This window comes from Escherichia sp. WS2035 (assembly GCF_046487065.1).
GTDB lineage: Bacteria > Pseudomonadota > Gammaproteobacteria > Enterobacterales > Enterobacteriaceae > Escherichia > Escherichia coli.
Window position 1 is genome coordinate 111016 of the sequence record NZ_JBJQKD010000012.1, and the last position, 18828, is coordinate 129843.

The 18828-nt window shown below is 49.1% G+C and carries 12 protein-coding genes; 9 read left to right on the forward strand and 3 right to left on the reverse strand.

Features of this window, described 5'->3' with window-relative positions:
- Positions 1-89 precede the first annotated feature (89 nt).
- From ptrA to recD, 3 genes are read left to right on the forward strand one after another with little or no spacing between them, the layout of a single operon-like run.
- Positions 90-2978 carry a pitrilysin gene (ptrA, locus tag ACJHX4_RS19110; protein ID WP_001138102.1) on the forward strand — a complete coding sequence of 963 codons (2889 nt, stop codon included), beginning with the start codon at positions 90-92 and terminating at the stop codon, positions 2976-2978.
- Positions 2971-6513, forward strand: coding sequence for an exodeoxyribonuclease V subunit beta (gene recB / locus ACJHX4_RS19115; RefSeq protein WP_001296343.1), 3543 nt, complete (start codon positions 2971-2973; stop codon positions 6511-6513). The genes ptrA and recB overlap by 8 nt, the downstream gene beginning before the upstream one ends.
- The gene (recD, locus tag ACJHX4_RS19120) at positions 6513-8339 is read left to right on the forward strand and encodes an exodeoxyribonuclease V subunit alpha (RefSeq protein ID WP_000775933.1); all 1827 of its coding nucleotides are present in this window, start codon (positions 6513-6515) and stop codon (positions 8337-8339) included. Before recB ends, recD begins: the two co-directional genes overlap by 1 nt.
- Positions 8340-8420: 81 nt before the next feature.
- Here the strand turns inward: recD and argA are convergent, their stop codons facing one another.
- A complete protein-coding gene (gene argA, locus ACJHX4_RS19125; RefSeq protein ID WP_000237953.1) occupies positions 8421-9752 on the reverse strand; it encodes an amino-acid N-acetyltransferase in 1332 nt (443 codons plus the stop codon).
- Between the two features lie 231 nt (positions 9753-9983).
- Here argA and amiC point away from each other — a divergent pair, with 231 nt between their 5' ends.
- The 6 genes from amiC (at position 9984) to ACJHX4_RS19155 (ending at position 16724) form a co-directional block, all read left to right on the forward strand.
- Positions 9984-11237, forward strand: a complete 1254-nt coding sequence (amiC, locus tag ACJHX4_RS19130) for an N-acetylmuramoyl-L-alanine amidase AmiC (protein WP_000016907.1) — start codon at positions 9984-9986, stop codon at positions 11235-11237.
- 257 nt (positions 11238-11494) lie between these two features.
- Entirely contained in the window at positions 11495-12319 is an 825-nt protein-coding gene (locus ACJHX4_RS19135; protein ID WP_001296342.1) for a PRD domain-containing protein, read from the forward strand.
- A gap of 31 nt (positions 12320-12350) precedes the next feature.
- Entirely contained in the window at positions 12351-13931 is a 1581-nt protein-coding gene (locus ACJHX4_RS19140) for a PTS transporter subunit EIIC (RefSeq protein ID WP_000810555.1), read from the forward strand.
- On the forward strand, positions 13931-15106 hold the full coding sequence (locus tag ACJHX4_RS19145) for a MalY/PatB family protein (RefSeq protein ID WP_000382416.1): 1176 nt from the start codon (positions 13931-13933) through the stop codon (positions 15104-15106). Before ACJHX4_RS19140 ends, ACJHX4_RS19145 begins: the two co-directional genes overlap by 1 nt.
- Before the next feature lie 2 nt (positions 15107-15108).
- A complete protein-coding gene (locus ACJHX4_RS19150) occupies positions 15109-15705 on the forward strand; it encodes an SIS domain-containing protein (RefSeq protein ID WP_001066226.1) in 597 nt (198 codons plus the stop codon).
- Between the two features lie 71 nt (positions 15706-15776).
- Entirely contained in the window at positions 15777-16724 is a 948-nt protein-coding gene (locus ACJHX4_RS19155) for a phosphoglycerate dehydrogenase (protein ID WP_001296341.1), read from the forward strand.
- A 299-nt stretch (positions 16725-17023) separates the two neighbouring features.
- On the opposite strand, the gene ACJHX4_RS19160 is transcribed toward ACJHX4_RS19155, so the two are convergent.
- Both ACJHX4_RS19160 and tssE read right to left on the reverse strand, forming a co-directional pair.
- On the reverse strand, positions 17024-18400 hold the full coding sequence (locus ACJHX4_RS19160; RefSeq protein ID WP_000157819.1) for a VasL domain-containing protein: 1377 nt from the start codon (positions 18398-18400) through the stop codon (positions 17024-17026).
- Positions 18400-18828 (reverse strand): type VI secretion system baseplate subunit TssE, encoded by a 429-nt coding sequence (tssE, locus tag ACJHX4_RS19165; protein ID WP_000106968.1) that lies wholly within the window; start codon positions 18826-18828, stop codon positions 18400-18402. The genes ACJHX4_RS19160 and tssE overlap by 1 nt, the downstream gene beginning before the upstream one ends.

Consider the following 18828-nt stretch of genomic DNA (forward strand, 5'->3'; position numbering starts at 1 on the left):
TCGTTCAGCACAAGATTAAATTCTGGCAGATGATTTGCGTTAACGTGTTGAATCTGGCCAGAAAATAAAGTTGATTATGAGGTCCGTGAATGCCCCGCAGCATCTGGTTCAAAGCATTATTGTTGTTTGTTGCCCTCTGGGCACCCTTAAGTCAGGCAGAAACGGGATGGCAGCCGATTCAGGAAACCATCCGTAAAAGTGATAAAGATAACCGCCAGTATCAGGCTATACGTCTGGATAACGGTATGGTGGTCTTACTGGTTTCTGATCCGCAGGCAGTTAAATCGCTCTCGGCGCTGGTGGTGCCCGTTGGGTCGCTGGAAGATCCTGAGGCGTACCAGGGGCTGGCACATTACCTTGAACATATGAGTCTGATGGGGTCGAAAAAGTATCCGCAGGCTGACAGTCTGGCCGAATATCTCAAAATGCACGGCGGCAGTCACAATGCCAGCACGGCACCGTATCGCACGGCTTTCTATCTGGAAGTTGAGAACGATGCCTTACCCGGTGCGGTAGACCGCCTGGCCGATGCTATTGCAGAACCCTTGCTCGACAAGAAATACGCCGAACGTGAGCGTAATGCAGTGAATGCCGAATTAACCATGGCGCGTACGCGTGACGGGATGCGCATGGCACAGGTCAGCGCAGAAACCATTAACCCGGCACACCCCGGTTCAAAGTTTTCTGGTGGTAACCTCGAAACTTTAAGCGACAAACCAGGTAATCCGGTACAGCAGGCGCTGAAAGATTTCCACGAGAAGTACTATTCCGCCAATCTGATGAAGGCGGTTATTTACAGCAATAAACCGTTGCCGGAGTTGGCGAAAATGGCGGCGGACACCTTTGGTCGCGTGCCGAACAAAGAGAGCAAAAAACCGGAAATCACCGTGCCGGTAGTCACCGACGCGCAAAAGGGCATTATCATTCATTACGTCCCGGCGCTGCCGCGTAAAGTTCTGCGCGTTGAGTTTCGCATCGATAACAATTCAGCGAAGTTCCGTAGTAAAACGGATGAATTGATTACCTATCTGATTGGTAATCGCAGCCCTGGTACACTTTCTGACTGGCTGCAAAAGCAGGGATTAGTTGAGGGCATTAGCGCCAATTCCGATCCTATCGTCAACGGCAACAGCGGCGTATTAGCGATCTCTGCGTCTTTAACCGATAAAGGTCTGGCGAATCGCGATCAGGTTGTGGCGGCCATTTTTAGCTACCTCAATCTGTTACGTGAAAAAGGGATCGATAAACAATACTTCGATGAACTGGCGAATGTGCTGGATATCGACTTCCGTTATCCGTCAATCACCCGTGATATGGATTACGTCGAATGGCTGGCAGATACCATGATTCGCGTTCCTGTTGAGCATACACTGGATGCAGTCAATATTGCCGATCGGTACGACGCTAAAGCGGTAAAAGAACGTCTGGCGATGATGACGCCACAGAATGCGCGTATCTGGTATATCAGCCCGAAAGAGCCGCACAACAAAACGGCTTACTTTGTCGATGCGCCGTATCAGGTCGATAAAATTAGCGCACAAACTTTCGCTGACTGGCAGAAAAAAGCCGCCAATATTGCGCTCTCCTTACCGGAGCTTAACCCCTATATTCCTGACGATTTCTCGCTGATTAAGTCAGAGAAGAAATACGACCATCCAGAGTTGATTGTTGATGAGTCGAATCTGCGCGTGGTGTATGCGCCAAGCCGTTATTTTGCCAGCGAGCCCAAAGCTGATGTCAGCCTGATTTTGCGTAATCCGAAAGCCATGGACAGCGCCCGCAATCAGGTGATGTTTGCACTCAATGATTATCTCGCAGGGCTGGCGCTTGATCAGTTAAGCAACCAGGCGTCGGTTGGTGGCATAAGTTTTTCCACCAATGCTAACAACGGCCTTATGGTTAATGCTAATGGTTACACCCAGCGTCTGCCGCAGCTGTTCCAGGCTCTGCTGGAGGGCTACTTTAGCTATACCGCTACGGAAGATCAGCTTGAGCAGGCGAAGTCCTGGTATAACCAGATGATGGATTCCGCAGAAAAGGGCAAAGCGTTCGAGCAGGCGATTATGCCCGCGCAGATGCTCTCGCAAGTGCCGTACTTCTCGCGAGATGAACGGCGCAAAATTTTGCCCTCCATTACGTTGAAAGAGGTGCTGGCCTATCGCGACGCCTTAAAATCAGGGGCTAGACCAGAGTTTATGGTTATCGGCAACATGACTGAAGCCCAGGCAATAACGCTGGCACGCCATGTGCAAAAACAGTTGGGCGCTGATGGTTCAGAGTGGTGTCGTAACAAAGATGTCGTGGTCGATAAAAAACAATCCGTCATCTTTGAAAAAGCCGGTAACAGCACCGACTCCGCACTGGCAGCGGTATTTGTACCGACTGGCTACGATGAATACACCAGCTCAGCGTATAGTTCTCTGTTGGGGCAGATCGTACAGCCGTGGTTCTACAATCAGTTGCGTACCGAAGAACAGTTGGGCTATGCCGTGTTTGCGTTTCCAATGAGCGTGGGGCGTCAGTGGGGCATGGGCTTCCTTTTGCAAAGCAATGATAAACAGCCTTCATTCTTGTGGGAGCGTTACAAGGCGTTTTTCCCAACCGCAGAGGCAAAATTGCGGGCGATGAAGCCAGAAGAGTTTGCGCAAATCCAGCAGGCGGTAATTACCCAGATGCTGCAGGCACCGCAAACGCTCGGCGAAGAAGCATCGAAGTTAAGTAAAGATTTCGATCGCGGCAATATGCGCTTCGATTCGCGTGATAAAATCGTGGCCCAGATAAAACTGCTGACGCCGCAAAAAATTGCTGATTTCTTCCATCAGGCGGTGGTCGAGCCGCAAGGTATGGCTATTCTGTCGCAGATTTCCGGCAGCCAGAATGGGAAAGCCGAATATGTGCATCCTGAAGGCTGGAAAGTGTGGGAGAACGTCAGCGCGTTGCAGCAAACAATGCCCCTGATGAGTGAAAAGAATGAGTGATGTCGCCGAGACACTAGATCCTTTGCGCTTGCCCTTACAGGGCGAGCGCCTGATTGAAGCCTCTGCCGGCACAGGCAAAACCTTTACGATTGCGGCGCTCTATTTGCGCCTGTTACTTGGACTAGGCGGTTCGGCCGCCTTTCCCCGCCCGCTGACCGTTGAAGAACTGCTGGTGGTGACCTTTACCGAGGCTGCCACGGCAGAATTGCGTGGTCGTATCCGTAGCAATATCCACGAGTTGCGCATCGCCTGTCTGCGTGAAACCACCGACAATCCACTGTACAAACGCCTGCTGGAAGAGATCGACGATAAAGCGCAAGCCGCGCAGTGGTTGTTGTTAGCCGAGCGGCAGATGGATGAAGCGGCAGTCTTTACTATCCACGGCTTTTGCCAGCGCATGCTCAACCTGAATGCCTTTGAATCCGGCATGCTGTTTGAGCAGCAGCTGATTGAAGATGAGTCTCTGCTACGCTACCAGGCCTGCGCCGATTTCTGGCGTCGCCACTGCTACCCGCTGCCGCGTGAAATTGCCCAGGTCGTCTTTGAAACCTGGAAAGGGCCGCAGGCGTTGCTGCGCGATATTAATCGTTATCTGCAAGGCGAAGCGCCAGTTATCAAAGCACCGCCCCCCGATGATGAAACGCTGGCTTCCCGCCACGCGCAAATTGTGGCGCGTATTGATGCCGTAAAACAGCAGTGGCGCGACGCAGTGGGTGAACTGGATGCGCTGATCGAATCTTCTGGTATTGATCGACGCAAGTTTAACCGTAGCAATCAGGCTAAATGGATCGAGAAGATCAGCGCCTGGGCAGAAGAAGAGACCAATAGCTATCAGTTGCCGGAGTCGCTGGAAAAATTCTCTCAGCGTTTCTTAGAAGATCGCACGAAAGCCGGGGGGGAAACCCCGCGACATCCACTGTTTGAGGCGATCGATCAACTGCTTGCAGAACCATTGTCGATCCGCGATCTGGTGATCACCCGCGCATTGGCTGAGATCCGCGAAACAGTAGCGCGTGAAAAACGCCGCCGTGGCGAATTGGGTTTTGATGACATGTTAAGTCGGCTCGATTCCGCGCTGCGTAGTGAAAGCGGCGAGGTATTGGCAGCGGCGATCCGTACGCGATTCCCGGTGGCAATGATCGATGAATTTCAGGATACCGACCCCCAGCAGTACCGAATTTTTCGCCGTATCTGGCACCATCAGCCGGAAACCGCATTGTTGCTGATTGGCGACCCGAAACAGGCCATATATGCATTCCGGGGTGCGGATATCTTCACTTATATGAAGGCGCGTAGCGAAGTTCATGCTCACTACACCTTAGATACCAACTGGCGTTCCGCACCGGGAATGGTGAACAGCGTTAACAAACTTTTCAGCCAGACTGATGACGCGTTCATGTTTCGTGAAATACCGTTTATTCCTGTGAAATCTGCCGGGAAAAATCAGGCGTTACGCTTTGTGTTTAAAGGTGAAATGCAGCCTGCGATGAAAATGTGGCTGATGGAAGGCGAAAGCTGCGGCGTTGGCGACTATCAAAGTACCATGGCGCAGGTATGTGCTGCGCAAATCCGCGACTGGCTACAAGCCGGACAGCGGGGCGAAGCGTTGCTGATGAACGGCGACGATGCGCGTCCGGTGCGTGCTTCGGACATCAGTGTGCTGGTGCGCAGCCGCCAGGAGGCCGCTCAGGTGCGCGATGCCTTAACGCTGCTGGAAATCCCTTCCGTTTACCTTTCGAACCGCGACAGTGTTTTTGAAACTCTGGAAGCACAGGAGATGCTTTGGCTGTTGCAGGCGGTGATGACGCCCGAACGTGAGAACACCCTGCGCAGTGCGCTGGCAACGTCAATGATGGGGCTGAATGCGCTGGATATTGAAACGCTGAATAATGACGAACATGCGTGGGATGCGGTAGTCGAAGAGTTCGATGGTTATCGGCAAATCTGGCGCAAACGTGGCGTTATGCCGATGCTGCGGGCGCTGATGTCGGCGCGTAACATTGCAGAAAACTTGCTGGCAACGGCAGGCGGTGAGCGGCGTCTTACCGATATCTTGCATATCAGCGAACTGCTACAAGAAGCCGGAACGCAGCTGGAAAGTGAACATGCGCTGGTACGCTGGTTATCGCAACATATCCTCGAGCCAGACAGTAATGCCTCCAGCCAACAAATGCGCCTCGAAAGTGATAAACATCTGGTGCAGATTGTCACGATACACAAATCAAAAGGGCTGGAATATCCGCTGGTCTGGTTGCCATTTATTACCAATTTCCGCGTCCAGGATCAGGCGTTTTATCACGATCGCCACTCGTTTGAGGCCGTTCTGGATCTTAATGCTGCGCCAGAAAGCGTCGACCTCGCGGAGGCCGAACGTCTGGCGGAAGATCTGCGTTTACTTTACGTGGCGCTGACGCGTTCGGTTTGGCATTGCAGTCTCGGCGTTGCACCGCTGGTGCGCCGTCGTGGCGATAAAAAAGGTGATACCGACGTCCACCAAAGTGCGCTCGGGCGTTTGCTGCAAAAAGGAGAACCGCAAGATGTGGCAGGGCTTCGTACCTGCATTGAAGCGTTGTGCGATGATGATATTGCCTGGCAAACGGCACAAATTGGTGATAACCAGCCCTGGCAGGTTAATGATGCATTAACTGCAGAACTGAATGCGAGGACGCTACAACGATTGCCCGGCGATAACTGGCGTGTCACCAGCTACTCCGGTTTGCAGCAGCGTGGTCACGGTATCGCTCAGGATCTGATGCCACGGTTGGATGTTGATGCCGCAGGCGTGGTCAGCGTCGTTGAAGTACCGACGTTAACACCGCATCAGTTCCCGCGCGGTGCGTCACCGGGGACATTCTTGCACAGTTTGTTTGAAGACCTCGATTTTACCCAGCCGGTTGACCCGAACTGGGTACAGGAAAAACTGGAGCTCGGTGGCTTTGAACCGCAGTGGGAACCGGTGTTGACTGAGTGGATCACGGCTGTCCTCCTGGCACCTCTCAATGAAACGGGTATTAGCCTGAGTCAGCTTTCCGATCGCGATAAACAGGTGGAGATGGAGTTTTACCTGCCAATTAGCGAACCGCTCATCGCCAGCCAGCTTGATGCACTAATTCGCCAGTTTGACCCGCTATCTGCTGGCTGCCCGCCGCTGGAGTTCATGCAGGTACGTGGCATGTTAAAAGGCTTTATCGATCTGGTGTTCCGCCACGAAGGGCGTTATTACCTGCTCGACTATAAATCCAACTGGTTGGGTGAAGACAGTTCGGCTTACACCCAACAGGCTATGGCAGCGGCAATGCAGGCACACCGCTATGATCTGCAATATCAGCTTTATACCCTGGCGCTGCACCGTTATCTGCGCCATCGTATTGCTGATTACGACTATGAGCGCCACTTTGGCGGCGTTATTTATCTGTTCCTGCGTGGCGTTGATAAAGAACATCCGCAACAAGGGATCTACGCGACCCGACCCAACGCCGGGTTGATTGACCTGATGGATGAGATGTTTGCCGGTATGACCCTGGAGGAGGCGTAATGAAATTGCAAAAGCAATTACTGGAAGCTGTGGAGCACAAACAGCTACGCCCGCTGGACGTGCAGTTTGCCCTGACCGTGGCGGGAGATGAACATCCTGCCGTCACCCTCGCGGCGGCACTATTAAGTCATGATGCCGGAGAGGGACACGTTTGTTTGCCGCTTTCACGACTGGAAAATAACGAGGCGTCGCATCCGCTGTTGGCGACCTGTGTCAGTGAAATCGGTGAGCTACAAAATTGGGAAGAATGCTTGCTGGCTTCACAAGCGGTCAGCCGGGGAGATGAACCAACGCCGATGATCCTCTGTGGCGATCGTCTTTATTTGAATCGCATGTGGTGTAACGAGCGCACAGTGGCACGTTTTTTCAACGAAGTGAATCATGCCATTGAGGTTGATGAAGCTCTACTGGCGCAAACCCTGGACAAACTTTTTCCAGTAAGCGATGAAATTAACTGGCAAAAAGTTGCGGCGGCAGTGGCGCTGACGCGGCGGATTTCGGTGATTTCCGGCGGTCCTGGCACCGGTAAAACGACCACCGTAGCGAAGTTGCTGGCAGCCTTAATTCAAATGGCCGACGGAGAACGCTGCCGTATCCGTCTGGCTGCACCAACGGGTAAAGCTGCCGCGCGCTTAACCGAATCTCTCGGCAAGGCTTTGCGACAGTTACCGCTGACCGCTGAACAAAAGAAACGCATTCCGGAAGATGCCAGCACTTTGCACCGATTGCTGGGCGCGCAGCCGGGTAGCCAGCGTTTACGTCATCATGCCGGTAACCCGCTGCATCTTGATGTGCTGGTGGTAGATGAAGCGTCAATGATCGATCTTCCTATGATGTCGAGACTGATCGACGCCTTGCCCGATCATGCGCGAGTGATCTTTCTCGGCGATCGTGATCAACTGGCCTCGGTTGAGGCTGGGGCTGTGCTGGGCGATATCTGCGCTTATGCCAACGCGGGCTTTACCGCCGAGCGTGCCGGGCAGTTGAGCCGCCTGACGGGAAGCCACGTTCCAGCAGGAACTGGCACAGAAGCGGCATCTTTGCGCGACAGCCTCTGCCTGCTGCAAAAAAGCTATCGTTTCGGCAGCGATTCTGGCATTGGTCAGTTAGCTGCGGCGATTAACCGAGGTGATAAAACGGCAGTGAAAACCGTTTTTCAGCAGGATTTTACTGATATCGAAAAACGGCTTTTACAGAGTGGCGAAGATTATATTGCGATGCTTGAGGAAGTTCTTGCGGGTTACGGACGTTATCTGGATCTGCTGCAAGCGCGTGCCGAGCCGGATTTAATCATTCAGGCGTTCAATGAGTACCAGCTTTTGTGCGCCCTGCGGGAAGGACCGTTTGGCGTGGCTGGATTGAATGAGCGAATTGAGCAATTTATGCAACAGAAGCGCAAAATTCATCGTCATCCGCACTCTCGTTGGTACGAAGGTCGACCAGTGATGATTGCCCGTAATGACAGCGCGCTTGGGTTGTTTAATGGCGATATTGGTATTGCGCTGGATCGCGGGCAGGGGACGCGCGTCTGGTTTGCGATGCCGGACGGCAATATTAAGTCTGTGCAACCGAGTCGCCTGCCAGAGCACGAAACGACGTGGGCGATGACGGTACATAAATCGCAGGGATCGGAGTTCGACCATGCGGCGTTGATTTTACCGAGTCAACGCACGCCGGTAGTAACGCGAGAGCTGGTTTACACCGCGGTGACCCGCGCGCGTCGCCGTCTGTCGCTGTATGCCGATGAGCGCATTTTAAGTGCGGCAATTGCCACGCGCACCGAGCGGCGCAGTGGTCTGGCGGCGTTGTTTAGTTCACGGGGATAAACGTAATTGCCTGATGCGACGCATGTGGGTCTTATCATACCTATGAATGTTGTGCATGTCGCATCCGGCGATTTGCATCGCTTAACCCAAATCCGCCATCAACACTTTGGATTTACGCTGGTAGTTGTACAACTGCTTTTTGCTCTCGGGTAGTAAATCAATATCCACTGGGGTAAATCCACGTTCCTGGAACCAGTGAATACTGCGCGTGGTCAGCACAAACAATTTGCTTAAGCCGCTCTGCTTCGCCTGAGCGGCAATGCGTTCCAGCAGAACCTCGCCCCGTGATGAACTGCGGTAATCCGGGTGAACTGCCACACAGGCCATTTCCCCAATCTTCTCTTCCGGGAACGGATAGAGCGCGGCGCAGGCAATAGTCGTGTTATCGCGCTGAATAATGGTGAATTTGTCGATTTCCATCTCCAGCTGCTCGCGAGAACGGCGTACCAGAATACCTTGTTGCTCCAGCGGGCGAATCAACTCCAGAATACCGCCAATATCGTTGATTGTTGCGCGACGAATCTGCTCGGCGCTTTCCATCACAATCTGCGTACCGATACCGTCGCGTGAGAACAACTCTTGCAATAGCGCGCCATCTTCCTGATAACTGATTAAATGACAGCGACGCACGCCGCTGCGGCAGGCTTTCACTGCGCCACGCAAAAAGCGCACCGTACCGGAGTTGTAATCGCCTTTCTCTTCCTGGGCTTCTACCCGCGTTTGCGCTTCGTTAGGGAAAAGTTCGGAGACAATATCACCGTCGTCATTAGTGACGCCCTGGGAAGAGCAAAAACCAATCATTTTTTCAGCTTTCAGTTTGATGGCCAGTTGAGTGGCAATCTCTTCCGAGGTCAGATTAAAGCTCTCGCCAGTGACCGAAACAGCGACCGGCCCCATTAGCACTATTGCACCGCTGTCCAGTTGACGATGGATCGCGTCTTCATCAATCCGCCGGATACGCCCGCTATGACAGTAATCCACGCCGTCATCGACGCCCAGCGGCTGGGCAATAATAAAATTACCACTGACGACGTTGATATGCGCGCCCTGCAGCGGTGTGTTATTGAGACTCATCGACAGGCGAGCAGTAATATCCAGTTGCAATGTTCCCGCAGCCTGCTTCACCAGTTCCAGTGTTTTGGCGTCGGTCACACGTATATTCTTGTGATACAGCGGTTCGTGGTGATGTGCAGCCAGATTTGCGTCGATCTGCGGACGTGCGCCATAGACCACCACCAGACGGATGCCGAGGCTGTGCAACAACCCGATATCATTAACGATACTGGAGAAATTCTCATGCTCAATGGCTTCACCGCCGAGCATGATGACAAACGTTTTTCCCCGGTGGGTATTGATATAGGGAACCGAATGGCGGAATCCCTCGACCAGCTCGGTTTTACGTTCCTTTACCACGGTACACCTCTTTGCATGATTATTCTAAATTATTGTATTTTTATTCTGTTTTTTCGCAGGGTGCAAGTGTAAATTTTATGCGGGAGCGAGTTTTTTATCAGTAATACCGTGAATATAAAAAGAATGTTTACCGTTTTATAGATGACAGATTATGCGTCTTTCGCTAAAGTTTCCGGTCAAATTGGTCGTTTACTTGTTACACAGCTTAGATTTCTTTTGCTCGGGAGAGGCATGTCAGGATCCAACACTGCAATCAGCCGTCGTCGTTTACTGCAAGGCGCGGGTGCCATGTGGCTATTGAGCGTAAGTCAGGTCAGCCTGGCTGCGGTCAGCCAGGTCGTGGCGGTGCGCGTCTGGCCTGCGTCCAGCTACACCCGCGTGACGGTAGAATCAAATCGTCAGCTGAAATATAAGCAGTTCGCGTTGAGTAATCCTGAACGCGTGGTGGTGGATATCGAAGATGTAAACCTGAACTCAGTGCTCAAGGGGATGGCTGCGCAAATCCGCGCTGACGACCCGTTCATCAAGTCGGCGCGCGTCGGGCAATTTGACCCGCAAACCGTACGTATGGTTTTTGAATTAAAGCAAAACGTAAAACCGCAGCTGTTTGCCCTTGCGCCGGTCGCCGGGTTTAAAGAGCGTCTGGTGATGGACCTCTATCCGGCCAATGCACAGGATATGCAGGACCCGCTGCTGGCGCTGCTGGAGGATTACAACAAAGGCGACCTCGAAAAGCAGGTGCCGCCAGCACAAAGTGGTCCACAACCGGGTAAAGCAGGGCGGGATCGTCCGATTGTCATTATGCTTGACCCTGGCCACGGTGGCGAAGACTCCGGTGCGGTGGGGAAATACAAAACACGCGAAAAAGACGTGGTATTGCAAATAGCTCGCCGTCTGCGCTCTCTGATCGAGAAAGAGGGCAATATGAAGGTGTACATGACGCGCAATGAAGACATCTTCATTCCGTTGCAAGTGCGCGTAGCAAAAGCCCAGAAACAGCGCGCTGACTTGTTTGTTTCTATCCATGCCGACGCCTTTACCAGTCGCCAGCCGAGCGGTTCCTCGGTGTTTGCGCTCTCAACCAAAGGCGCAACCAGTACTGCGGCAAAATATCTGGCACAAACCCAGAACGCCTCGGACTTGATTGGTGGCGTAAGCAAAAGCGGTGACCGCTATGTCGACCACACCATGTTCGATATGGTGCAGTCGCTGACCATTGCCGACAGCCTTAAGTTTGGTAAAGCGGTGCTGAATAAGCTCGGTAAAATCAACAAGCTGCATAAAAATCAAGTTGAACAGGCTGGGTTTGCCGTACTAAAGGCACCAGATATTCCCTCCATTCTGGTCGAAACGGCGTTTATCAGTAACGTTGAGGAAGAGCGTAAACTGAAAACGGCGACTTTCCAGCAGGAAGTTGCGGAGTCTATTCTTGCGGGAATTAAAGCGTATTTTGCCGATGGGGCGACGCTGGCGAGAAGGGGATAATGTTTTTATTTATTCAATGAATTTATATTTCGTCGAATAGATAACATTTACCTGAATATTAGACGCTGGTTTTGTGACTGATGTCGGATATTTGAATGTCGGCTTGAAAAATAAGCCGACCATCTCTTTAATTAAGCACAATTCCGTGTAATGTATACGCATTAGTTAATCATCTTGTAACTGTTAAATCAGGCAAGGCAATGTTTGAAGTAGTTATTACTTCTGACGTGCCTTGCCTTTTTTTTTGGAGCCATGGAATGATCATCGAAAAAGTCATGAACAATAATTGTGTACAGGCATCGATGAATGGACAGGAGGTTATCATTTCTGGGCCTGGCGTCGGTTACAACAAAAAATATGGAATGTCGGTCCCTGAGCATCCGGCTAACCGGATTTTTTATGTCAGAAATGAACAAAAAAACAAACTCTATAAATTGATTGAACATGTAGATATTGAGTATGTGTTTGTTGCCGAAAAAATAGTGCAATATGCGGAGAAAAATCTCGAAAAAAATCTCAATCCATCGCTACTATTGATTCTTGCGGATCACATTTCGAATGCAATATCCCGAGTCGCTTCAGGTATACAAATTAATAATGTTTTCCTTGATGAAATCAAAGCGTTGTACAAAGCAGAGTATGCGATAAGTCGCGATGCATTAACTATCATTAATGAGCAATTCAGCGTTCAACTTCCTGATGATGAGATTGGTTTTATAGCATTGCATATTTTAAATAATTATGAAAATTCAGTTGATTATGAATCAGTACGAATTATTGAGTTGTCGCAAATAATCACGGGGCTTATTGAAGTTGTTTATAACAGAAAGGTGGACAGAAGTTCATTTAACTATTCCAGATTTATGATGCACCTTAAATATTTTTCAAGTCGCGTGTTATGCAATGAAGAAATAAAACAGAAAGATATTGGTGATATCTATGAACAGTTTCTTGAAAAGGACATCCTGTTACAGCGCGCAATTCATGAAATTGAACGGTATCTGTATGCCACTTTTAAATATGAATTAATTTTAGAAGAAAAACTATATCTCTCTATTCGTACCAAAGTATTAATGGACTAATTATATATAACATTTATATGAGATAACCCACATGAAACAAAAGAAAGCCTGGAGTTTTTTTCAGAGCCTGGGGAAGGCATTTATGTATCCCATTGCTCTGCTAAGTGTATGTGGCATGATGCTAGGTCTGGGAAGTGGTTTAGCCAGTGATGATATGGCAAAGTTAATTCCATTTCTGGCTATCCCAATAATTAAAACCATACTTGATTTCATTGTTAGTCTTGGTTTGTTTGCCTTTGTTAATTTACCTGTATTGTTTGCGATAGCGATTCCCTTAGGATTATTAAAAGATAAAGAGGATAAAGCCTATGGTGCTTTTTCTGGCTTAATTGGTTTTATGGCGATGCATCTGGGAACGAACTTTTATCTTAAACAGCACGACTTATTGGTCGTTGCTGACCAAATGTCGACACATGGGCAAACCATCATTCTGGGGATCCAGTCCTACAATACCAGCGTGTTGGGGGGAATTGTTGCTGGGTTATTAGTCGCCAGCATGTATAAAAAGATCGTTAATTTACGCATTCCTGAATCGTTAGGTTTTTATAGCGGCCCACGTCTGGTGCCTATCATTACACTGATTGTGATGAGTGGATTTGGTCTGATCATTCCTTTTATCTGGCCGCCGTTTTTCAATCTTTTCATGCTCATTGGACACTGGATTTCAACTTCCGGTCCTGTTGGTTATTTCTTCTATGCAGTTGCCGAACGCGTGACGATTCCTTTTGGCTTAAACCATCTGGTGACGTCAGTTTTCCGCTTTACGCCAATCGGCGGTTCGGCTGTGATTGGCGGCGAAGAATATTACGGCACCCTGAACATGTTTATGGCGTACGTCAAAGAGAATGCGGTCATTCCGCTGGATTTGGCGGGGAAAATGGAGCAGGGCAAACTGATGATTCAGTATGGTCTGGCTGGTGCCGCGCTGGCGATGTATCGCACTGCTCATGCTCAAAACAGAAAGGCTATCAAAGCATTGCTTATTTCCGGGGTGCTTACGGTGATTATTGGCGGCGTCAGCGAACCGATTGAGTTTCTGTTCTTATTTGTCAGTCCACTGCTGTTTGTCTTCCATGCCTTTATGAATGGATTCGCTAACATGGTTCTGCCATATATGGGCGTGAAGATGGGATTTACTGGCGATCTGATTCAATTTATTAGCTTTGGCGTATTGCGTGGCACAAGAACAGGTTGGCCGATCGCGGTGTGTGTCGAAGTGGCCTATTTCTTCATTTATTACTTTGTGTTCCGTTGGACCATTCTTAAATTTAACCTGATGACCGTAGGCCGTGAAGAGTCCAGTCCTGTCACGCTGAACGCTCACGAAGATACGGCTATAGCGGATATCCCAACTCCTGATAAATCAGAGCTGCAAGCGGCGGAGCAGATGGTTAAGGCACTTGGTGGTAAAGAGAATATTAAGTCACTGGATAATTGCGTAACTCGTTTACGTTTAACAATCGCAGATATGGGATTGATTGACGAAGTTGCAATAAAAATAGCTGGCGGGATTGCGGTTGTTAAACTTGATCAAAATACCCTACAAGTCATTATCGGCACTAAAGTCATCGCCCTGCGTCGGGATATGGATAACTATATGGGGATATACTGATGGATGTTTTTAATACTCCTGTTTCCCGCAAAGGAACATATTGTACCCAATGGGACTTTTGCGAGGACAGATTTGGTGTAAAAGATGTACTACCATTCTCTATTTCAGATATGGATCTTCCGATACCAGACGCTATCACCAGAGCATTAAAAAAACGCCTGGAACACCCGATTTTAGGGTACAGTCGTTGGCAACATGGTGAATATCTGAATGCGATAGTAAACTGGTATTATCAACAATATCAAACAGATATTAAACCTGAATGGATAACCTATAGCCCCAGTGTGATGTACTCTATTGCAAAAGCAATAGAGTTATTGACATCGCATGGTGATAATATTCTCGTTTTTACACCTGTCTATAATGCATTTTTTGATGTAATTAAACATAGCGAGCGAAATATTCTGACAGCCTCTTTGATTATAAAAAATGAGGGGAGCTACGCTATCAACTGGCAAGATTTTGATCTTAAGATTAAAAGCGCAAAGATGGTGTTATTATGTAATCCTCATAACCCGACAGGAACAGTCTGGTCGGAAGAAGAACTGCATAAAATCGCTGCAAGCTGTACAAGGCATAATGTCTGGTTATGTTCAGATGAAATCCATAGTGATTTTGTTTTTAATCGTAGCTTTACATCCGCGCTTAAAATAAAAAAAGAAAAAGTAGTAGTATTTAACTCGATATCGAAAACATTTAATGTTCCTGCACTAACAGGATCGTATATGATTTCAACTGACGATAATTTTAATCATAAGTTCAGAACGATATCGAGGTATCGCGATTTTGTAAACTCCCCATCAGTACTGAATATAATTGCAACTATTATTGGCTATAACGAATGTGAGGGATGGTTAAAGTCATTAAAGGCACATATTGCCTCTAACATTCAATTCACCCAGCAGTATCTGAATGAAAATATTCCAGAATTGATCGTAAGGCCAGCTGATGGTTGCTATTTTTCCTGGATAGATTGTTCTGCTATTGGTTATCCTTTTGATGAATTCTACAGTCGATTAATTCATGAAGGCAAAGTGGGCATTATGGCGGGGCATGTCTATGGAACGGAGGGGGAGGGCTACCTTCGTCTGAACCTGGCCTGCAGTCGAGAAAAATTATATATGGGGCTTACGCGTCTTGTGAGTGTAATTAAAAATATTAATCAGGGAGAATAAAAATGAATAACACGGATCTTATCCATCTCATTAAACATTTTATGCGTAACGAACATAAAGCAGTTGAAGAAGTTATTGATTCCCCTCTTTCGGAGGTCGCAAATTTAATTAAAGTATTACAATCTTGTCAGGGAAAAGTTGTTTTTATTGGTGTTGGTAAGTCCGGTATTATTGCCAGGAAACTCGCCGCAACATTTGCCAGCACCGGAACTCCCTCGTTTTTTGTTCACGGTACGGAAGCTGTACACGGCGACCTTGGAATGGTGGCGAAAGACGATGTTGTTATTCTTATTTCAAACAGTGGTGAGACGGCGGAAATCCTGGCGACACTGCCTAGTCTGAAAAAAATGGGTAATTATTTGATCTCTTTTACCCGCAGTCACCACTCATCGCTTGCGATAAGTTGTGATTTATCTGTTGAAATCCCCGTCAAAAGTGAGGCGGATAATTTAGGTTTAGCACCGTCATGCTCGTCGACTGTTGTTCTGGTTGTTGGTGATGCGGTGGCGCTTGCACTCTCTGAATTGAAAAAATTTACTCGTGCTGATTTCGGCTTATATCATCCAGGAGGTGCACTCGGCATTAAAGCAAATTCATAATTTCAAAATATAAATACAGTAACCGGTCACGCCATCTTTTGGGGTGGCGTTCTTTGAAGTGAGTGTCCGCTATGAAAAATGTTCTGGTCACCGTCCCCAGCTTTTCAGCACGCTGTGTTTCCGCCAGCAAGTTGCTAAGAGAGAATAATTTTAATCTTATTATTAAGAATAATGTGGAGCATCTGCTTAAATCAGAATCCACTGCATTACGAGAATCTATTTGCGCGGTCATCGCCGGAAAAGATTGTTATCAGGCGGACACGCTATCATTGCTGTCTGGTGTGAAAATAATATCGAGATTCGGGACGGGGATAGACAATATTGATCTTCGTGCGGCACAGCAATCCGGTATTGTTGTCAATAATGCGGTTGGGATTAATTCAAATGCGGTTGCGGAATTTATCATTGGACTTATCTTCGCGAGCATGAGAAATATCCCTGGCAGCTATCATGCGATGCAAAATGGCTACTGGGGTGAGTCGCATGGCTGTGAATTACAAGGGAAACGGATTGGCCTGGTTGGCTACGGTAATATAGGTAAAATTCTGGCGAAAAGGTTATCCGGTTTTGATGTTGAGCTTTTAGCTTTTGACAAACAACCCGACTATCAGGTTGCTGACAAAGCTGGAGTTCAGTTTGTATCAATTGAAGATATCTTTATGCAGTCGCATGCCATCATTGTTCTTTTGCCTTTTTCTTCTGAGCTGGAGAACTTCATTAGTCATAAATATTTGTCGATGATGCGCAATGGTGCTCTGATCATCAATGCCGCAAGGGGAAAGTTGCTGGATGAGGGCGCTTTACTTCAGGTGATTGAAGAACGAAATGTGTTTGCGGCGCTGGATGTGTTTAGCTCTGAACCGTTGGCGCAATTTAGCCCACTGCTACATGCCAAAAATATCATTACAACGCCGCATATTGCGGCCGCCACCGTTGAGTCATACCAGCAAACCGGGATACACGTTGCCCAGTCGATAATTGATTACTTCGCAGGAAGGAAGATAAAAAACGTGTTGTGAGTTCAGCGAACAAAGATTTTAAATACAAAAAAACCGCAATTTGTAGAACACATTGCGGTTTGTCAGCATTCTAATAAATTGGTTGCGGGGGCCACAGTCAAGAGGTTAATCCAATCTTTTGAAACTTAAGGTATTCACTGTTCCCGAACCCAAGCTATCTACCGAAATATACACTCATTATCTGATGTGAATCAACGAGTAGATCGAATGGCCTGTTCCTCTCTTTTTTGTACACAAAGACTCCTTTTAAAAAATAGCAAGGTCACATATCCCTTATTGGTACATAAATCCCCCGATGTTTACTGACTTTGTTCCACCTTCGTATCCAGTAAAATGACATAGCGATTCAGCAACTGATTTAACCGGGTATCAATCTGCGTCAACAGCGTCGGCGAAATCTCTCCGGTCTGTTTTTGCTCTTCCAGTTGCCGAAGCAGTTCTTCCAGCGGCGGCTCCTTTAACGACTGCCGGATGCCGTACACCGCCGTTTTTAGTTCCGAACCGGTCAGATATCTCCCCTTACGTTCATCCAGTGCATCCAGTTGTGCCGACAGGCGCTGTAGCTGACTCTGCGCCTGTGCGTAGCCATTCAGTGCCTCTGCGGACAGGGCGCTCAGTTCCCGCTGTTTACGCCACTGCACGTTCAGCGCCCTGACCTGAGGATTATCCGGCCACAGGGCATCAAGCTGGCGTAGCTGGCGATATCCCTGCTCCAGCGGCCAGCGGGCAGGTAATTTGTTTAACTGCTCCAGTTGCATCTGACTTGCCGCAATTGTTCTGTCCTGAGCCAGCAGCGCCTTATCCTTTACATCCAGCTTTGCCAGTTCGCCGCTCTCCAGCGACTGCGGCAACGGCATGACAGACAGTTGTATTCGCTGGATTAGCGCGTCCGGCTGATTAAGCTGCGACCAGCCCCATAATCCTGTTCCGCCGAGACCGGCCATCACAACCATTCCGGCCATAAATATCGGCCATGTCCGCTGTCGGGAGATTTCAGGGGATGACACGGGTGGACTGGCATCCTTATCGTTTTGCTGAGCGGGTCTCGTTGCAAAAACCGGCTGTGGACTTTCTTCTGACTTTTTCGGTTGATTCATTTCCCGGCGGGGTAATTCAGGGGGAGTGATAGTGGTTTCCGCTCCCTGAGGCGCCAGCCGTTCCAGACGCAATGCGGTATTGCGAAACTGCCCGGCCAGCACATCCAGTTTCGTCATATGCCACAGTTCACACTGTTGCAGCGTGGTTTCGATGGCGGAAAGATGCTGTACACAACGGTAGATCTGCGGCAGATCCTGATACTGAATATCCAGCGTTCTCAGTGCCTGCTGCATTTTTTCTGTGACCCAGCTGAGCAGTGATATTCTGGAATGTACCTGTACCGGCCAGAAGTCAGCCCAGCGCTGGAGCAGTATATCCAGTGAGCCGAGTCCGTCTGCCATCCCTGCCAGCCCCTGCCGTCTGGTTATCGCCAGTACGTAACAGACCAGCGTCTGTAGTTCCACGCCATTTTGCCGGAACAGCGCGAGGCAGAGTTTTTCCACCTGACGCCAGTCCACATCCGGTCGGGCCGGGTGAGTCAGTTTACTCATTTCAGCCTGCAGTTCACCGGATTCCTTATAAGTACAGGGATCGCCGCCCATGACGAACTGGCTGATAAAATTCGCGTTACTTGCCATCAGTACGCCCGCTCCTGTTGTTTGAGATGACGCAGAACAATTCGTCCTTCCGGAGAAAATACGCCATCAAAGCGTATCCAGCCGGTATCGGGAAGCTGCGCGTGGATCAGGTAATTAAGATGCCCCGGACGGGGCTGGGGGAGTAACTCCACCTGTATCTGACTCAGGCGTGGTTCATAACGCAGCAGCGTTTCTTCAATCTGACGCATCAGGCCATGAATACCCGCAGCCATCCCCTGATGGATCAGACTGAGATCCGGCAGACCGTAATCCGGCAAATGCGCCAGCGTGCCTGCCCGGCAGTTGATAATGCGTTGCATATTGTCCATCACGGAAAGGATAAGCTGATCCCGCTCTCTGACCTGTTCCAGCGGTAACTCGCCGCTGAAACTGAACGTCAGCATTTCATATAAGGAAGGTGTCGACAT